General features: G+C 43.9%; 19 protein-coding genes and 1 rRNA gene. All 20 read left to right on the top strand.

Going from position 1 to position 15,765, the window contains the following annotated elements; translation table 11 throughout:
* Positions 1-85: 85 nt before the first annotated feature.
* Positions 86-505 carry a GNAT family N-acetyltransferase gene (locus BUB28_RS15380; protein WP_207647120.1) on the top strand — a complete coding sequence of 140 codons (420 nt, stop codon included), beginning with the start codon at positions 86-88 and terminating at the stop codon, positions 503-505.
* A gap of 42 nt (positions 506-547) precedes the next feature.
* A complete protein-coding gene (locus BUB28_RS15375) occupies positions 548-748 on the top strand; it encodes a hypothetical protein (RefSeq protein WP_072952407.1) in 201 nt (66 codons plus the stop codon).
* Between the two features lie 8 nt (positions 749-756).
* The gene (locus tag BUB28_RS15370) at positions 757-1,200 is read left to right on the top strand and encodes a nucleoside deaminase (protein ID WP_072952406.1); all 444 of its coding nucleotides are present in this window, start codon (positions 757-759) and stop codon (positions 1,198-1,200) included.
* 40 nt (positions 1,201-1,240) lie between these two features.
* A complete protein-coding gene (locus BUB28_RS15365) occupies positions 1,241-2,611 on the top strand; it encodes a DUF3887 domain-containing protein (protein WP_072952405.1) in 1,371 nt (456 codons plus the stop codon).
* Positions 2,612-2,658: 47 nt separating this feature from the next.
* Positions 2,659-4,038, top strand: a complete 1,380-nt coding sequence (gene argH / locus BUB28_RS15360) for an argininosuccinate lyase (protein ID WP_072952404.1) — start codon at positions 2,659-2,661, stop codon at positions 4,036-4,038.
* A gap of 1 nt (position 4,039) precedes the next feature.
* Positions 4,040-4,291 (top strand): hypothetical protein, encoded by a 252-nt coding sequence (locus BUB28_RS15355; RefSeq protein WP_072952403.1) that lies wholly within the window; start codon positions 4,040-4,042, stop codon positions 4,289-4,291.
* A gap of 68 nt (positions 4,292-4,359) precedes the next feature.
* Complete coding sequence (locus BUB28_RS15350; RefSeq protein WP_072952402.1) at positions 4,360-4,620, top strand: four helix bundle protein; 261 nt, start codon at positions 4,360-4,362, stop codon at positions 4,618-4,620.
* Between the two features lie 105 nt (positions 4,621-4,725).
* Positions 4,726-5,679: an N-acetyl-gamma-glutamyl-phosphate reductase gene (gene argC / locus BUB28_RS15345; RefSeq protein ID WP_072952401.1), complete on the top strand. Its 954-nt coding sequence runs from the start codon at positions 4,726-4,728 to the stop codon at positions 5,677-5,679.
* A 41-nt stretch (positions 5,680-5,720) separates the two neighbouring features.
* The gene (locus BUB28_RS15340) at positions 5,721-6,137 is read left to right on the top strand and encodes a contact-dependent growth inhibition system immunity protein (protein ID WP_072952400.1); all 417 of its coding nucleotides are present in this window, start codon (positions 5,721-5,723) and stop codon (positions 6,135-6,137) included.
* A 52-nt stretch (positions 6,138-6,189) separates the two neighbouring features.
* The gene (locus tag BUB28_RS15335) at positions 6,190-7,359 is read left to right on the top strand and encodes a nucleotide disphospho-sugar-binding domain-containing protein (RefSeq protein ID WP_072952399.1); all 1,170 of its coding nucleotides are present in this window, start codon (positions 6,190-6,192) and stop codon (positions 7,357-7,359) included.
* A 328-nt stretch (positions 7,360-7,687) separates the two neighbouring features.
* Complete coding sequence (argJ, locus tag BUB28_RS15330; protein WP_072952398.1) at positions 7,688-8,983, top strand: bifunctional glutamate N-acetyltransferase/amino-acid acetyltransferase ArgJ; 1,296 nt, start codon at positions 7,688-7,690, stop codon at positions 8,981-8,983.
* A 29-nt stretch (positions 8,984-9,012) separates the two neighbouring features.
* Positions 9,013-9,582, top strand: coding sequence for a PH domain-containing protein (locus tag BUB28_RS15325; protein WP_072952397.1), 570 nt, complete (start codon positions 9,013-9,015; stop codon positions 9,580-9,582).
* Between the two features lie 18 nt (positions 9,583-9,600).
* Positions 9,601-10,356 (top strand): hypothetical protein, encoded by a 756-nt coding sequence (locus tag BUB28_RS15320; protein WP_072952396.1) that lies wholly within the window; start codon positions 9,601-9,603, stop codon positions 10,354-10,356.
* Between the two features lie 157 nt (positions 10,357-10,513).
* Positions 10,514-11,380, top strand: a complete 867-nt coding sequence (gene argB / locus BUB28_RS15315; protein WP_072952395.1) for an acetylglutamate kinase — start codon at positions 10,514-10,516, stop codon at positions 11,378-11,380.
* Positions 11,381-11,539: 159 nt separating this feature from the next.
* Positions 11,540-12,709 (top strand): aspartate aminotransferase family protein, encoded by a 1,170-nt coding sequence (locus tag BUB28_RS15310; protein ID WP_081373564.1) that lies wholly within the window; start codon positions 11,540-11,542, stop codon positions 12,707-12,709.
* A 2-nt stretch (positions 12,710-12,711) separates the two neighbouring features.
* On the top strand, positions 12,712-13,176 hold the full coding sequence (locus BUB28_RS15305; protein WP_072952394.1) for an LURP-one-related family protein: 465 nt from the start codon (positions 12,712-12,714) through the stop codon (positions 13,174-13,176).
* A gap of 23 nt (positions 13,177-13,199) precedes the next feature.
* Complete coding sequence (gene argF, locus BUB28_RS15300; protein ID WP_072952441.1) at positions 13,200-14,108, top strand: ornithine carbamoyltransferase; 909 nt, start codon at positions 13,200-13,202, stop codon at positions 14,106-14,108.
* Between the two features lie 196 nt (positions 14,109-14,304).
* A complete protein-coding gene (locus BUB28_RS15295) occupies positions 14,305-14,808 on the top strand; it encodes a hypothetical protein (RefSeq protein ID WP_139277574.1) in 504 nt (167 codons plus the stop codon).
* 13 nt (positions 14,809-14,821) lie between these two features.
* Positions 14,822-15,205, top strand: a complete 384-nt coding sequence (locus BUB28_RS15290) for a DUF3592 domain-containing protein (protein WP_072952392.1) — start codon at positions 14,822-14,824, stop codon at positions 15,203-15,205.
* A gap of 418 nt (positions 15,206-15,623) precedes the next feature.
* Positions 15,624-15,765 (top strand): 16S ribosomal RNA (locus BUB28_RS15285); the annotation flags it as partial.

Here is a 15,765-nt window from a genome sequence, read left to right as displayed (position 1 = left end):
AGTAAGTAGTGGGTAGCGAATAGAAGCGGCTTTGCCGCGCTGCACTATTTACTACTTACTACTCACTCTAAGAAATGAGGGTAACATGGTAAAGGTAAGAGTTATGACCGTCAACGACTGGGACGGAGTAGCTGAGTGCTGGAAAGAGCATGAGGGCACAAATCCCGTGGACGACAGCCCCGAGGGTTTCGCAAAATATCTGAAGCGCAATCCTGAAACCAGCTTCGTTGCAGAGGAAAACGGCAAGATAATCGGTACTATCCTCGCAGGTCATGACGGCAGACGCGGTATCTTTCACCATGTTGTTGTAGCTCCTGACCGACGCGGACAGGGCATCGGCAGAATGTTAGTGGAAAGTGCTATGGAGGCTCTTAAAAAAGAGGGCATACAGAAGGTGCTCCTTGTAGTGTTCACACATAACGAAAACGGCAATCAGTTCTGGGAGCATATGGGCTTCACCGTCCGCGAGGACTTGTTTTACAGAAATAAATACATCGAAATATAAGCTTTGCGACAATATACGCACCAATATAAGGATAATAAAGTCATGAAAGGCAATTTAGGAATAGCAATAATTCTTGTGGCAATAGTTTTTTCGCTTAACAGCAGCGGCAAGGAAGGTTTGATATTTTTGCTGACCCTGATCGGTATTTGCGTATCTTTTGCCGAAAACACCGCTGCTATCGTAAGAAAATGCAAAAAAAGCGACAATAACGCTGTAGGGGCAGATAATATCCGCCCGAAATAAGGTTGATTATGGATAAATTTATGAAGATCGCCATTGAAGAGGCGAGGCTGGGGATAAATTCGGGTCACGGCGGACCATTCGGCTGTGTGATCGTCAGAGACGGCGAAGTCGTCGGAAAAGGTCATAATGAAGTAATAAAGCGCAGCGACCCTACCTGCCACGGCGAGGTAATGGCTATACGCAATGCCTGTCAGAACCTCGGCACCTACGATCTTACGGGCTGCGAGCTTTATACTACCGCAGAGCCTTGTCCCATGTGCCGCGGAGCTATCCTCTGGGCGAATATCCGAAAGGTGTATTTCGGCTGCAATATAGCAGATACAGACAAAATCGGATTCAGAGACAAGGTCTTTTATGAGGGCGAGCATAACTTCTCCGCGGAGCTTGACCGTGCGGAATGTCTCGAAGTCTTTGAGGAATACCGTGATATGAAAGATAAAAAGCATTATTGATGTACTTTAATGATAAAAACACACGGAGGAAATAACTAACATGGCAGATATGAGAAAACTAAAAAGCGTGCTTGCAGTAATAGCGGCTATGTCCCTTCTTGCAGGCTGCGGAGAGAAAAAGACTTCCGAGAAAAATGACACAACAGAAGCAGTTACAACTACAGCAGCAGAAACCACCGAGACTGCAACAGAAGGCAGCGGCAGTGCGGCAAGTGAAGAAGAACTGATAGAGCTTTCAAGAAAGATACTTGATGATATCGCAAATGACAATTTCAAGACAGCCTGCGATCTGTTTTCAAAGGACCTCAAGGATCAGCTCACAGAGGAAATGCTGATCGAGGGCTGGCAGAACATAAAGGACGAAGGCGGAAAAATTTTAAATGTAAAGGAATCAAGGGTAGAATCAGAGCAGGGAATGACAGTTGTCATTACACCTATCGACTTTGAAAAGACCGACTTCGATTTTCTCCTTGCATTCAACAGCGAGGGCGGTATCGATGGCATCATGTTCATGTATCCTCAGGATAATGAGATCGAGCCGCAGGTAACAGCCACATTCGCAGAGACTATCGTGACCGTAGGCGAGCATGAGCTCAACGGTATGCTCACAATGCCCAAGAACGCTGAAAAGCCTCCGCTGGTAATACTTATCCAGGGTTCGGGTCAGCACAACATGAACGAGGGCATCGGCGAGCTTGCTACCTTCAACGAGCTTGCACACGGTCTTGCTGAGAGAGGTATCGCAACTCTCAGATACAACAAGAGATTTTTCCAGATCCCCGAGCTTCAGGGCGACGGAAACTATACTATACAGGATGAAGTCCTCGATGATGCAGATGCAGCTGTAAAGCTTGCAAAGTCATATGTGGACGAGGGCAAGGTAAGCAGCATATATGTAATGGGACACAGTCTCGGCGGCTGTCTTGCTCCGACTATAGCTCAGAAAAACAGCGACGTAAAGGGTATAATCTCGCTTGCTGGAACTCCGAGAGACCTTGTTGAGGTCATTATCGACCAGCTTACCGCTCAGAAGGAAGAAGCCTCCGGCGATGCAGCCAAGAATTCGGTTCAGAAGTCACTTGATGATGCGGCTGTGATGAAGGAGGGCAATGACGAGAGTGCTTTCCTTTTGGGCTGGGGCTATAAGTACTATAACTCTCTCAGGGAGCTGAAGGTAGGCGAAACTGTAAAGAGTCTCGATATACCTATGCTCTTCTTACAGGGCGATGCCGATATACAGGTATATCCCGATAAGGACTTCCCACTGTGGAAGGAATACCTCGACGGCAAGGCAAACTGCACATTCAAGCTTTATGAGGGCCTCGGACATTTCTTCGATGACGAGGACGGACACTTCAATAAGCAGGTAATGGACGACACAGCTGAATTCATAAAGAACAGTGAGAAATAATATATCAGGAATCATAGGATATGTACTGAATTATAGGAGAGATTATTATGGCAGATATGATGTGGGCAGGAAGATTTTCCAAGCAGGTAGATGAGGGCGTAAACGCTTTCAATTCTTCAATTTCATTCGACGGCAGAATGTACGAACAGGATATACGCGGAAGCATCGCTCATGCAACTATGCTCGGCGACTGCGGTATAATTTCAAAGGCTGACAGCAAGCTCATAGTAGGCGAGCTTTGCAAGATAAGCAACGATATCTCTGACGGAGTCATCGAGCTTGACCCTAATGCAGAGGATATCCATATGTTCATCGAAGCCGAGCTCACAAAGCGTCTTGGCGATGTGGGCAAGAGACTTCACACAAGCCGTTCAAGAAACGATCAGGTAGCTGTTGACCTTAGACTCTATCTCCGCGACGAGATAGCTGATATATATTCACTTGTAAAGGAGCTTGCCGTTACACTTCTCAATATGGCAAGAGAGCATACCGAGACCATAATGCCAGGTTATACTCATCTCCAGAGAGCACAGCCTATCACATTTGCACATCACCTTTTAGCTTATGTGTGGATGCTTCTCCGTGATATGGAAAGATTAAAGGACACAAGCAAGAGAATGAACTACTGTCCTCTCGGAAGCGGTGCTCTTGCAGGTACTACCTATAAGACAAACCGTCAGCAGACCTCAGACCTTCTCGGCTTCACAGCTCCCATGCCTAACAGCCTTGACGGCGTTTCAGACCGTGATTACTGCATAGAGCTCTGCTCTGCGCTTTCAATACTTATGACTCACCTTTCAAGATTTTCCGAGGAAATAATCCTCTGGTGCTCATGGGAATTCAAGTTCGTTGAGCTCGATGACGCCTTTGCAACAGGCTCGTCCATCATGCCGCAGAAGAAGAACCCCGATGTTACCGAGCTTATCCGCGGAAAGACAGGCAGAGTCAACGGCGACCTTGTAACTCTCCTCACTATGATGAAGGGCATACCGCTTGCATACAACAAGGATATGCAGGAGGACAAGGAAGCTATATTCGACGCAGTTGACAATGTAAAGCTCTGCGTAAAGACATTTACTCCTATGCTTGCAACTATGCGTGTTCTTAAAAATAATATGAGAAACGCCGCTGCAAGAGGATTTATAAACGCTACGGACTGTGCTGACTACCTCGTTAAGAAGGGTATGCCTTTCCGTGACGCATATAAGATAACAGGCACTCTCGTGGCACAGTGCATAGAGGAGGGACTTACTCTCGAAACACTTCCTATAGAGGAATACAAGAAGATGACCGATCTCTTTGATAATGACGTATACGAGGCTATAAGCCTTGAGACCTGCGTCCGCGAGAGAAAGTCGGAGGGCGGTCCTTCACCTGATGCCGTAAGAGAGCAGATAAAGCTTGCAGAAAAGGCTCTGGACCTTTGATATGAAGAAAAAGGACATAACCTTTATCATAGGTCTGACTATACTCATGGGTGTGACATGGGTCATCGGCGAGCTTGTTATGGGACTTTGGATAGCAGTCATGCCGAAGACGCATATAATATGGTTTGCAGTGATAGTTGCGATAACGCTTGCAATAAGCATATGGCACTCGTTTATTGAGGACAGATCAGACTTTGAAGACCCCAAACGCGCGAAGTATGAGCGCAAAGTAAATAAAAGAAAAAATAAATAGCCATTAGCCGTTAGCCGTTAGGCATTAGCCGAAAGGAGCTTAATATGCAGGGATAGCGTGAATTAAAGATGTGGCAACGAGCTATGGATCTTGCTGAATATACTTACTCATTGATTGGGCGTTTACCACAGCATGAAAAATATGCATTGTCCGATCAAATGAGAAGAGCCGCTGTATCTATTCCTTCAAATATAGCCGAAGGAAGAGGAAGAGATACAGATAAAGAATATATTTATTTTCTTGTGGTTACAAGAGGCTCAAAATTTGATCTTGAAACACAGATACTAATTTGTGAGCGATTACATTATATTACTGCCGAAGAGACTTAGAAAGCTCTTATGATATGCGATGAAGTGGGTAAAATGCTTAACTCGCTGATACGTTCGCTAAAGGCTAAGGGCTAAGGGCTAACGGCTGTAACGGAGGTATAAACAATGTCAGTAAAAATCTACATAGACGGTCAGGAAGGTACGACAGGTCTTAAAATACAGGAGCGTTTCAAGGACAGAAAAGACCTTGAGATAATGAAGATCAGCGAGGAACTGAGAAAAGACCCTGCCGAGCGTGCCCGCCTTATCAATAGCGCGGACTATGTTTTCCTTTGTCTGCCTGATGCGGCATCTATCGAGGCTGTATCATTTATCGACAAGGACAACGACCATGTGCGTATAATCGACGCTTCCACAGCTCACCGTACAAATCCCGACTGGGCTTACGGTTTCCCAGAGCTTTCACCTGCCCACAGGGAAAAGATACGTACATCAAACAGAGTCGCAGTTCCCGGCTGTTACGCAAGCGGATTTGCTTCAATAGTTTATCCGCTGGTAAGCAACGGTATAATACCTGCTGATTTCCCTGTTTTCGCATATGCTACTTCGGGCTACAGCGGAGCAGGCAAAAAGGCTATCGCAGTATATGAGGGCGAGGACAAGCCCTTTGAATTCAACAGTCCCCGTCAGTACGCGCTCTCTCAGCAGCACAAGCATCTGCCTGAGATGAAGGCTGTATCGGGGCTTACATATACTCCCATGTTCAACCCTATGGTATGTGACTATTTCAGCGGAATGGTAGTAAGTGTACCGATCCAGACAAGAATGCTTGATAAGAAGGTCACAGCAGCACAGGTGCATGAGATGTATGCAAAGCACTATGAGGGTGCAAAATTGGTAGAGGTAATGCCTCTTATGTCGGCTGACGAGCAGAAAGCCTTCTTCCTGGCTTCAAACACACTCAGCGGACAGAATAAATTACAGGTGTTTGTGTTCGGCAATGATGAGCAGATACTTCTCTGTTCCCGTCTTGATAATCTTGGAAAGGGAGCAAGCGGTGCTGCTGTACAGTGCCTTAACATAATGATGAACATAGAGGAAACGACAGGATTAGTATGAGCAATAACCATGAAACAAATCATTTCGGGGGGAATGAACAAATGAGCAAGACACTGAAAGAAATCTATGAGTATGATCTCATCGAGGACGACGGTATCGACTATACAGTTGATGAGTGGTTCAACACAATTATGGAAAAGACAAAGGATCAGCTGAGCGTTGCGGACGTAAGCCGTATGCTCAGACAGAAAATATGCTCACGCATCGCAATAAAGAGAGCAATAGAGATGCTGAGCGACGATCCGTTCACAGGGGAAATGTTTGAAGGACAGCTTATGTTCAACCTTTATAAGGGGAAGGAAAAATATCTCAAGCTTTTTTACACTCAGATGGCACCTGTGCTTGAAAAAGCAGGGCTTATGGCTAAGTGCCACAAGTTCGGTTCCAATGAGGAGAAAGAAGAATATATGAGCGTGATTGCAAAATTCGCTCAAAAAATCAAGGAGGATACTACATGAGGATAGTAGAATTGCAGAAACCGAAATTAAACAGGGGAGGGGGGATGGCAGAATGAGTGAAAAAAAGCCAAAAAAGATATTGGTCGTAAACGGCATATTGCATGGCCATTTTACGGGAAGTGTCGAGATCGTAAGAGAGCTTGCGGAAATGGGACATGATGTTACCTGTTACGTAATGGACGAATTTGCTGCGAGATTGGAAGATGTTCCTGTTAAAAAGGTGGTGTATTCGGCAGATGTCAGCGAGATAGCGAAGCGATTGCCGCCATATGCTCCGCCGTTTGCGATCAATGCATTCATGTTCGGAAAGGCGATCGACGTTCTTCTCACCTTGTTGCCGAAGGACAAGACGGATTATGATTACTACGTTTTCGATTCGTTCTTCGATATCGAGGAAATGAATAAGATACTGAAGTTTGACCTTTCAAAATTCGTAAGGATCTATACAGCGTTCGTCTATACCGATGAAAAGCTTGATCTTACGCAGGGCAGAATGATGGGACTTATGGAGACCAATATGAAATACAACATCAATCTCCATGATTTTGTTGGACTTCATATCACACCGAATAAGTTCAAAAAGCTGGTGCTTACTTCAAAATTCTTCCATATACGGCCTGAGGACCTTGACGAGACCTCGTATTTCATAGGACCGCATATCGAAAAAAGAGTTGTTGATGAACACTTTGACTTCCGGAAGGATAAAGACAAAAAATTACTTTACATTTCGCTTGGAACGGTCTTTGGCAAGGATCTTGAGTTCTATCACCACTGTATCGAAGCCTTTAAGGATTCAGAGGAATATCAGGTGATAGTATCCGTCGGAAAATTCGTCAATATCAAGGAATACTTCAAGGAGATACCAAAGAACTTCAGTATTTACAATTACGTTCCTCAGACACAGCTCTTACCTGAGGTAGATGTATTCATCTCCCATGCAGGACTTAATTCAACTACAGAGGGTCTTACAAACGGTGTTCCTTTAGTTCTGATACCGCAGAAATATGACCAGTTTGATGTTGCAAGAACAGTACAAAGATTAAATGCAGGATTGTTCCTGAATAAGAATGAGATAGAGATAACTCCTGATGTATTGAGAAAAGCGGTTCAGGAAGCTTACGATAACAGAGAAAATTACAAAAAAGGCATTAATGATATAGTAGAATCATTCAGAGAAGCAAGAAAGAACAGGAAAGCAATTTACGAAGAAGTATTTGATTGAGGATAAGGTTTAAGTTTGTTTGACAATTAGCGGTCAAAAAAGAGAATGGTATTAATATAAAGTTTGCGAATGATACAAGTTTGAAATCGATAAAGGATAATTTGAAAGACGATATATTTGCAGGGGAAATATTTTAAGAACAACTCGTGTTCAACATTTACAATAATTAACAACGAAAACAATCTGAAACTTTTTTATACTTGGCTCGGCAAGAGACCTGTTAATGAAAAGCAGGTCTCACAGCCAAGTGCCATAGGTTCGGTTAAAATATTAAAAAGCATATAAGTATAATCAATAAATTCTCACGGAAATTTAAGGAGGCAACTACATGAAGCTTGTAGAATTACAGGGAGTTACATTTGTAGAAGGCGGCGTATGCGCTGCAAAGGGATTTAGGGCAAACGGCGTACAGTGCGGTCTTGCACACAAGCCCCTTGGTGAAATGGACGCAGCAAATGCTGCTGCAAACAATGCTGTTCCTACAGCTAAGAAGAAAAACGACCTTGCACTTATCGTTGCTGATAAGGAGTGTCAGGCAGCTGCCGTGTATACAACGAACAAGGTCAAGGGAGCTCCTATCCTTGTAACAAAGGAGCATATAAAGGACGGAAAGGCAAGAGCTGTTATCGTAAACTCGGTAAACGCAAATACCTGCAACCCTGACGGTGTTGAGAAGGCAACAAAGATGTGTCAGCTTGCAGCAGAGGCTCTTGGTATAGATGAAAATGATGTTATCGTAGCTTCTACAGGCGTTATCGGTCAGGTACTTCCTATCGAGCCTATCGCAAACGCTATGGGCGAACTGAAGGACGGTCTTACCTATGACGGAAACAAGCGTGCCCTCGAAGCTATAATGACTACAGATACACAGGAAAAGGAAATTGCCGTAAAATTTGAAATGGGCGGAAAGAACTGCACTATGGGCGGTATGCTCAAGGGAAGCGGTATGATACACCCGAATATGGCAACTACCCTTACTTTCCTCACAACTGACGCTGATATCTCGGCAGAGATGATACAGCACGCCCTCAGCGATATCGTAAAGGTAACTCTTAACAGAGCAAGCGTTGACGGTGATACTTCCACAAACGATATGGTATGCATCATGGCATCGGGCGAGGCAGGAAATACTCCTGTTACAACAGAGGACGAGAACTATGAGAAGTTCAAGCACGCTCTTTACACCATTATGATGAACCTTGCAAGAATGATGGCTCGTGACGGCGAGGGTGCTACAAAGCTTGTGGAGTGCGCTGTAAGAGGTGCAGAGAATGACGATATAGCCGAGAAGGTAGCAAAGTCTGTTATCGGTTCAAGCCTTATCAAGGCTATGATATTCGGTGAGGACGCAAATGCAGGAAGAATATTCTGCGCTCTTGGTTATGCAGATGCTGATTTCGACATCAGAAAGGTCGATATCGAAATGGCTTCCGCAGGCGGAGTTATCCCGCTTGGACGCAAGGGCAATGTTATAGAGTTCTCTGAAGTGCTTGCAAAGAAGATACTTCAGGAAGAGGAGATAAAGATACTCATCTCTCTCGGAGAAGGTCAGGGCAAGGCTATCGCATGGGGCTGTGACCTTACATACGATTACGTAAAGATAAACGGCGACTACAGAAGCTGATAAAAAAGCTCTTTATCAGGAGATATGATATGTCCGTAAGAAATGACTTCAGCACCGATATAGACTATGATGCTTATCTTGATGAAGGCGAGCATATACTGTGGAGTCAGGTGCCTGATAAGAAAAAGTTTCATTTGCCGCAAGGTATTATCCCTGTGGTTTTGTCATTGGTATTCATTATTGCGGGTTCGTATGTATTGAAGATACAACATGACAAGCTTGTGGATTTTTTATACGGTTTAGTATTTATCATCTTCGGAATGGTTGCTCTGTTTAATTATATTGAACGCTCAGCCACATATTTGTTTACCGATAAAAGAATATTCATATTCAAGGCTACAAAGTACAAAGAAATAAGATATCACAATATTTCCTTTATTTCCGTGGAAAAGAAAAAGGACAGTGATACAGGAAATATTTCTCTCTGTTTTACTCATTTGCTCAACCGTCCTCATCACCAGCGTGAGTATAAAGTAACATCTCAGACAATCTATGATGTACAGGACTGCGAAAAAGTAGCAGAGATCATAAAGGCTCAGAAGGATACTACAAACGCCTATAAAAAAGCAAGAGAGATCGAACGCGAGCAGGGTTTCTGATATACAGGGGGTGAGGAAATGTTCGGCAGAAGAAGAGATGAGGACTATGACGCATATAATGAAAAGTATTCTGCGAAATATGACGATGACTATATAGCACCGTCGGAGGAATACCGAAGCGAGTGCGATCATGACCATGAACAGACTTACGAGGATATCACAGATGTCCGTGAGTGCGATCACAGCCACGAGCAGACCTACGATGATATTACCAATGTCAGGGATTGTGACCACGATCACGAACAGACTTATGCTGACGCTGACAGGGAACAGCATCCATATGATAATTATGTCAGTCTCGAAAGCCGCTTTGAACCGCTCCTTATGCCCAATGAGCATCTTTTATGGACCGGCGGAAAAGATCCTGCCCAAAAGGCCAAAAACAATTCAGCCGCGGCAGGCGGAATAATGCTGGTGATATCATTGATCTTGATGTGTACGGTTGTTCTTTCTGTTGTCGGAATTATAATGCTCGTAATAAGCATTAGCATGATGTCGGGTTCAACAGTAGGATTATACGGCGTTACGGATAAAAGAGTAATAATTATATACAACTCCGAACAGTTATCAGTTCCTCTCGAAAACATAAAGAGGGTAAATGCTATCCCCGGCGCTAATAACGGAAAGGGCTATATAACGCTAGTGCTTACAAATCCCATTCGTGGCAGAAGCAACAAGAACAGTAATATAGTCGGTATGTATAATATTTCCGATACGAAAAGAGTTGCAAGGATAATTGAAGACGCCATTCACGGTGCTCTTATGAATAAATAGGTGAAGCTGTGTTTGGAAGAAAAAAGAAGAATGGGAATACATCGGCGATAATTACCGCTTAAACGATGACGGAGAGATAGTTGCTTCACAATATAATGCCCCTGAGAATATGAAGCAAATCATAATCAAGTTTAAAATAAAAAGGAAGTAAGGAAAAATGGAAAAGATCTCAAACAATGACAAATCGCAGGTACTTATTGACGCTCTGCCGTACATACAGAAGTACAATAACAAGATACTTGTTATAAAATACGGCGGAAACGCTATGACCAACAAGGACCTCAAGGACGCTGTAATGACAGATATCGTTCTCCTTTCGCTTGTAGGCGTAAAGGTAGTACTGGTACACGGCGGCGGTCCAGAGATAAGTGATATGCTCAAAAAGCTCAATATCGAGAGCAGATTTGTAAATGGTCTGAGATATACCGATGATGCAACCGTTGACGTTGTAAAAATGGTGCTTTCCGGCAAGGTAAACAAGGAACTGGTACAGCTTCTCGCTCAGCACAAGGGCAGCGCAGTAGGTCTTTGCGGTATCGACGGCGAAATGCTCATGGCTGAAAAGAAAAAGACCGACGACGGTCAGGACTTAGGCTGGGTAGGCGAGATAACAAAGGTAAACACAAAGCCTATCACAGACGCTTTAGCTAACGGAAATATCCCTGTTATCGCTACTGTTGCAACAGACGAGGAGGGTAATACATACAATATAAACGCAGATACAGCCGCAGCAAGAATTGCTGCCGAGCTTGGTGCGGAAAATCTTATCCTTATGACAGATATCGCAGGACTTCTCCGCGATAAGGACGACCCGTCAACACTTATCCCCGAGGTAAATGTCAGCGAGGTGCCTTTCCTCAAGAGACAGGGCATCATCTCAGGCGGCATGATACCTAAGATAGACTGCTGTGTAGAAGCTGTCAGACGCGGCGTAAGCAAGACCGTTATCATCGACGGAAGAGTTCCTCATTCTATCCTCATTGAGATACTCTCCAATGAAGGAATAGGCACTCAGTTTACTTGATAGAGTTTCTTCTCGTAAAATAATTTACTTGTATACAAAAAATTTACTAATATTACTTTCGGAAAGATTGATTTTGACTGCCTTTCAGCGTTATAATAATAGTGTGTCTGAAAATTTATGAATTTTGTCCAGGGCAGTCTGCACCAAGGAGGATATTATATGAATACCATAGATAAATTTAATTCCCATGTTATGCAATCCTATGGACGTTACCCGCTCGTTATGGAAAAGGGAAACGGCAGACGCTGCAAGGACGAAAACGGTATGGAATACATTGATTTCGGAAGCGGCATCGGAACAAATTCACTGGGTTACTGTGATGAAAAGTGGGCTGACGCAGTATGCGCTCAGGTAAGGACTCTCCAGCACAGCTCAAACTACTACTATACTAAGGTACAGGCTGATTTCGCCGACAAGCTCTGCGAAATATCAGGCTATAAGTCAGTGTTCTTCTGCAACAGCGGCGCAGAGGCAAATGAGTGCGCCATAAAGGTGGCAAGGAAGTACAGCTTCGATAAATACGGCAAGGGCAGACATACAATAATCACCCTTGTGAATTCCTTCCACGGCAGAACTATCGCAACACTTTCCGCTACGGGACAGGACGTTTTCCATAACTACTTCTTTCCGTTCGTTGAAGGCTTCGTAAATGTGACCGCAAATGATATCAGCGACCTCAAGTCAAAGCTTGAGGATAAAACTGTCTGCGCAGTTATGATGGAATATGTTCAGGGCGAGGGCGGCGTACTGGCTCTCGATAAGGAGTTCGTAGACGCTGTATACGAGCTTTGTGCTCCAAAGGATATACTAGTTATCGCCGATGAGGTACAGACAGGCGTAGGCCGTACAGGCAAGTTCCTTGCAGGCGACCACTACGGCAGAAAGGCTGATATCACAACTCTTGCAAAGGGTATCGCAGGCGGCGTGCCTATGGGCGCTTGCCTCGTTAACGAAAAGTGCAGCGGAGTCCTGACAGCAGGTACTCACGGCTCTACTTTCGGCGGAAACCCTATTGCCTGTGCAGGCGGTCTTGCAGTGCTTGACAGGATAGAGAGCAGCGGATTTCTTGATGAGGTTACAGAAAAGGGTAACTTTATCAGAAACGAGTTAAAGAAGTGCAGCGAGGTAGCAGCACTCAGCGGTATCGGTCTTATGGTCGGCATTACGCTTAAAAACAAAGATGCCCATGACGTTGCACAGAAGGCTCTTGAAAGGGGGCTTCTTGTGCTCACAGCCAAGGAAAAGGTAAGACTTCTTCCTCCGCTTACAATATCTTACGATGAGCTGAAGGACGGACTGAAAATTCTGATAGAGATACTGGAGGAATGATTATGGAGTTGCAGTTAGTTGGCAATGGTACTAAATATACCGTCGAAGATAAAAATGGAAAGCTTCTCTATACCATAAAGAAGAAAAGCTTCAGCTCGCGTTATAACTTGATGGATACAAGCAATTACAACCTCTATACTCTCGTTCAGACAGGTGACTCAAAAAGACCAACTTTTACCATAATCCTGAATGACAATGTGTTTATGACAATGGAGTGTACCTCCTTATTTCTTGACCCGACTATCAAGGTAAAGAATAAGCAGATGCGTTTTGATCTGGCAAGCAAGGACAGAAAGAATTTTGAAATAATCCTTGACGGAAAGCACGTTGGAGAGATACAGACCCTTATGGGAGTAACAGGAGAGCTTCAGTATCACATAGAAATCGAGAATACCGCTTTTGATGACTATATACCGCTGTTTGCGCTGGCTATAGACAAGGCGTTCGGCGAAATGAACAAGTCATGACAAAATATGGAAAGGATATAAATATGAAACACTTACTTAAAATGCTCGATCTCAGCACAGAGGAGATCATAGAAATACTTAACCTTGCAGACCAGCTCAAGTACGAGCTCAAGCACGGTATCCCACACCCACACCTCAAGGGCAAGACTCTTGGTATGATATTCCAGAAGGCTTCCACACGTACCCGTGTATCCTTTGAGACAGGTATGTACCAGCTGGGCGGTTATCCGCTGTTCCTCTCCTCAAACGATCTCCAGATCGGACGCGGAGAGCCTGTACAGGATACAGCGAGAGTTCTCTCACGTTACCTTGACGGTATAATGATACGTACCTTTGAGCAGAAGGAAGTCGAGGACCTTGCAGAGTACGGTTCTATCCCGATAATCAACGGTCTTACAGACTTCTGTCACCCTTGTCAGGTTCTTGCTGACCTTATGACTATCCGCGAGTTCAAGGGCAGCTTTGACGGACTTAAAATGTGCTTTATCGGCGACGGAAACAACATGGCAAACTCACTTATCGTAGGCTGCCTTAAAGTCGGCATGAGCGTTGCTATCGCATGCCCTGACGATTATCAGCCGCCAAAGGAGATACTCGACTTTGCAAAGACATACGGTGACAAGTTCGAGATGACAAATTCACCTATGCAGGCAGCAAAGGGCGCAGACGTACTTATAACTGACGTATGGGCTTCTATGGGTCAGGAGGGCGAAGCTGAGAAGCGTAAGAAGGCATTCGCAGGCTATCAGATAAACGACGAGCTCATGACCCAGGCAAATGCAGACGCTATGGTGCTTCACTGTCTCCCTGCACACCGTGAGGAGGAGATCACAGAGAAGGTATTCGAGGCTCATGCAAACGAGATCTTCGAGGAAGCTGAGAACCGTCTCCACGCTCAGAAGGCAGTAATGGTAAAGCTCATGGCAAACTAAGCCGTTAATGTACATATGTAAGGGCGGATATTATCCGCCCTTTTTAATGCATAATTTCGGTGTCCGCTTTTCGGACAAATCGGAAGTAATATGATTGTAGGGAAAGCCGTCCTCGGCGTTCTGTTAGGATACGATATTTTGAGGAGGCAGTTGGGGAACTGTCCGCTTTTTTCGAAATGATATGGGGGATATCACTATGAAAAAGATGAGAATAAATGATGCACCTGTATTAATACAGGTTATTTCATTAGGTCTATTTTTTATAATCCCAGTAGTGTGTATGCGCAAATGGGGTGACGCAGGCGAACTTATAGGCTTTATTGTCGGAGGGGCTATAATGATATGGCTTCTTACAAGAGGAACAATAGTAGAATTTGGCAAGGGAACTGTTATCAGATGCAGATATGCTTTTTATATGTGGAAGATCGATCTGAAGAAGATCGACAGGTTTTCTTATTCCATAGATGAACTTATTGCACGAGGCGGTCCGAGAAGTGTATTTACTCTGAGATTTTACTATAAGGTCGATGACTACGATGAAAAATATGTATTCAGGAAAATAATAGACAAGAATGACATTATAAATTTTATGAGCGGAAATATGGAGCAAATAGAGCTTATGGAAATATACAGATATGCTGAAAGCGTTTATCCGGAAAAGGCTGAGGGATATGTCGAGGACAGAGGATTTTTTGAATAATATGAGGTGAAACATGAAATACATAATATGGGCAAGCATAGGAATTATTATCGCCATAGTTGGACTTATCTATCTTGGAAAGCTCCTGCTGCTGAAAAAGAACGGTATTGAGACAGAAGCGGAGGTCATTTCTGTCCGCGAAAAGCGACAGAACGACTACATTCATAAAATGCGCTTCGGAAACGGCGATAAGGTCTACGAATTCGAGGACAAAGCGGGCTTTTCAGAGCCATTTAAGATCGGCTCGAAGCATACAATAATCTACGATCCGAAAAATCCAAAGAACTTCGACTTCGCCGAGCAGATAAAAAAGAACCTTATAGTAGTTGGAGTTATGGTAGCTCTGGCGGTGCTTTTCTCGATAAGGTGGTTCTGGCTGGGGAAGCTCGGAACCTGATTGGCAATTATGACTAAAATATTAAGAGAAAGCCTCATATTCTTTTAGTTGACAAAGGTGAAAAAGAGTGTTATAATATAAAAGCTGTCGGACGAGAGACAAACGATAAGACTGGTGATACAGCACGGGAGTACGATCGAATGACGGATATCACAAAAAACTTTTTTGAAAAAATTCAAAAAAGCACTTGACAAACAGTTGAGAAAGTGATATAATATTAAAGCTGTCTCGGAAGAGAGAGTATGGAACAGCATCTTGAAAATTGAACAATGCGAATAAGAAAAAGTAACGACCCTTGAGATTTCTTTGTAAAAGAAGAAAAGTCAAGAAAAGACTAAAAAACACTTTGAAGTAATAACGCAAGCGTTATGAACTGGATCAGATATTTTAGAATGGAAACATTCTGATATATACAACTTTAATAAAGAGTTTGATCCTGGCTCAGGACGAACGCTGGCGGCACGCTTAACACATGCAAGTCGAACGGAGATATTTTAAGTTTACTTAGGATATCTTAGTGGCGGACGGGTGAGTAACACGTGAGCAACCTACCTTAGAGA

Source organism: Ruminococcus flavefaciens (assembly GCF_900143025.1).
In the GTDB taxonomy this organism is placed as follows: domain Bacteria; phylum Bacillota; class Clostridia; order Oscillospirales; family Ruminococcaceae; genus Ruminococcus; species Ruminococcus flavefaciens_I.
Note: the sequence above shows the minus strand (reverse complement) of the source record. Positions and strands in the feature narration are given on the sequence as shown.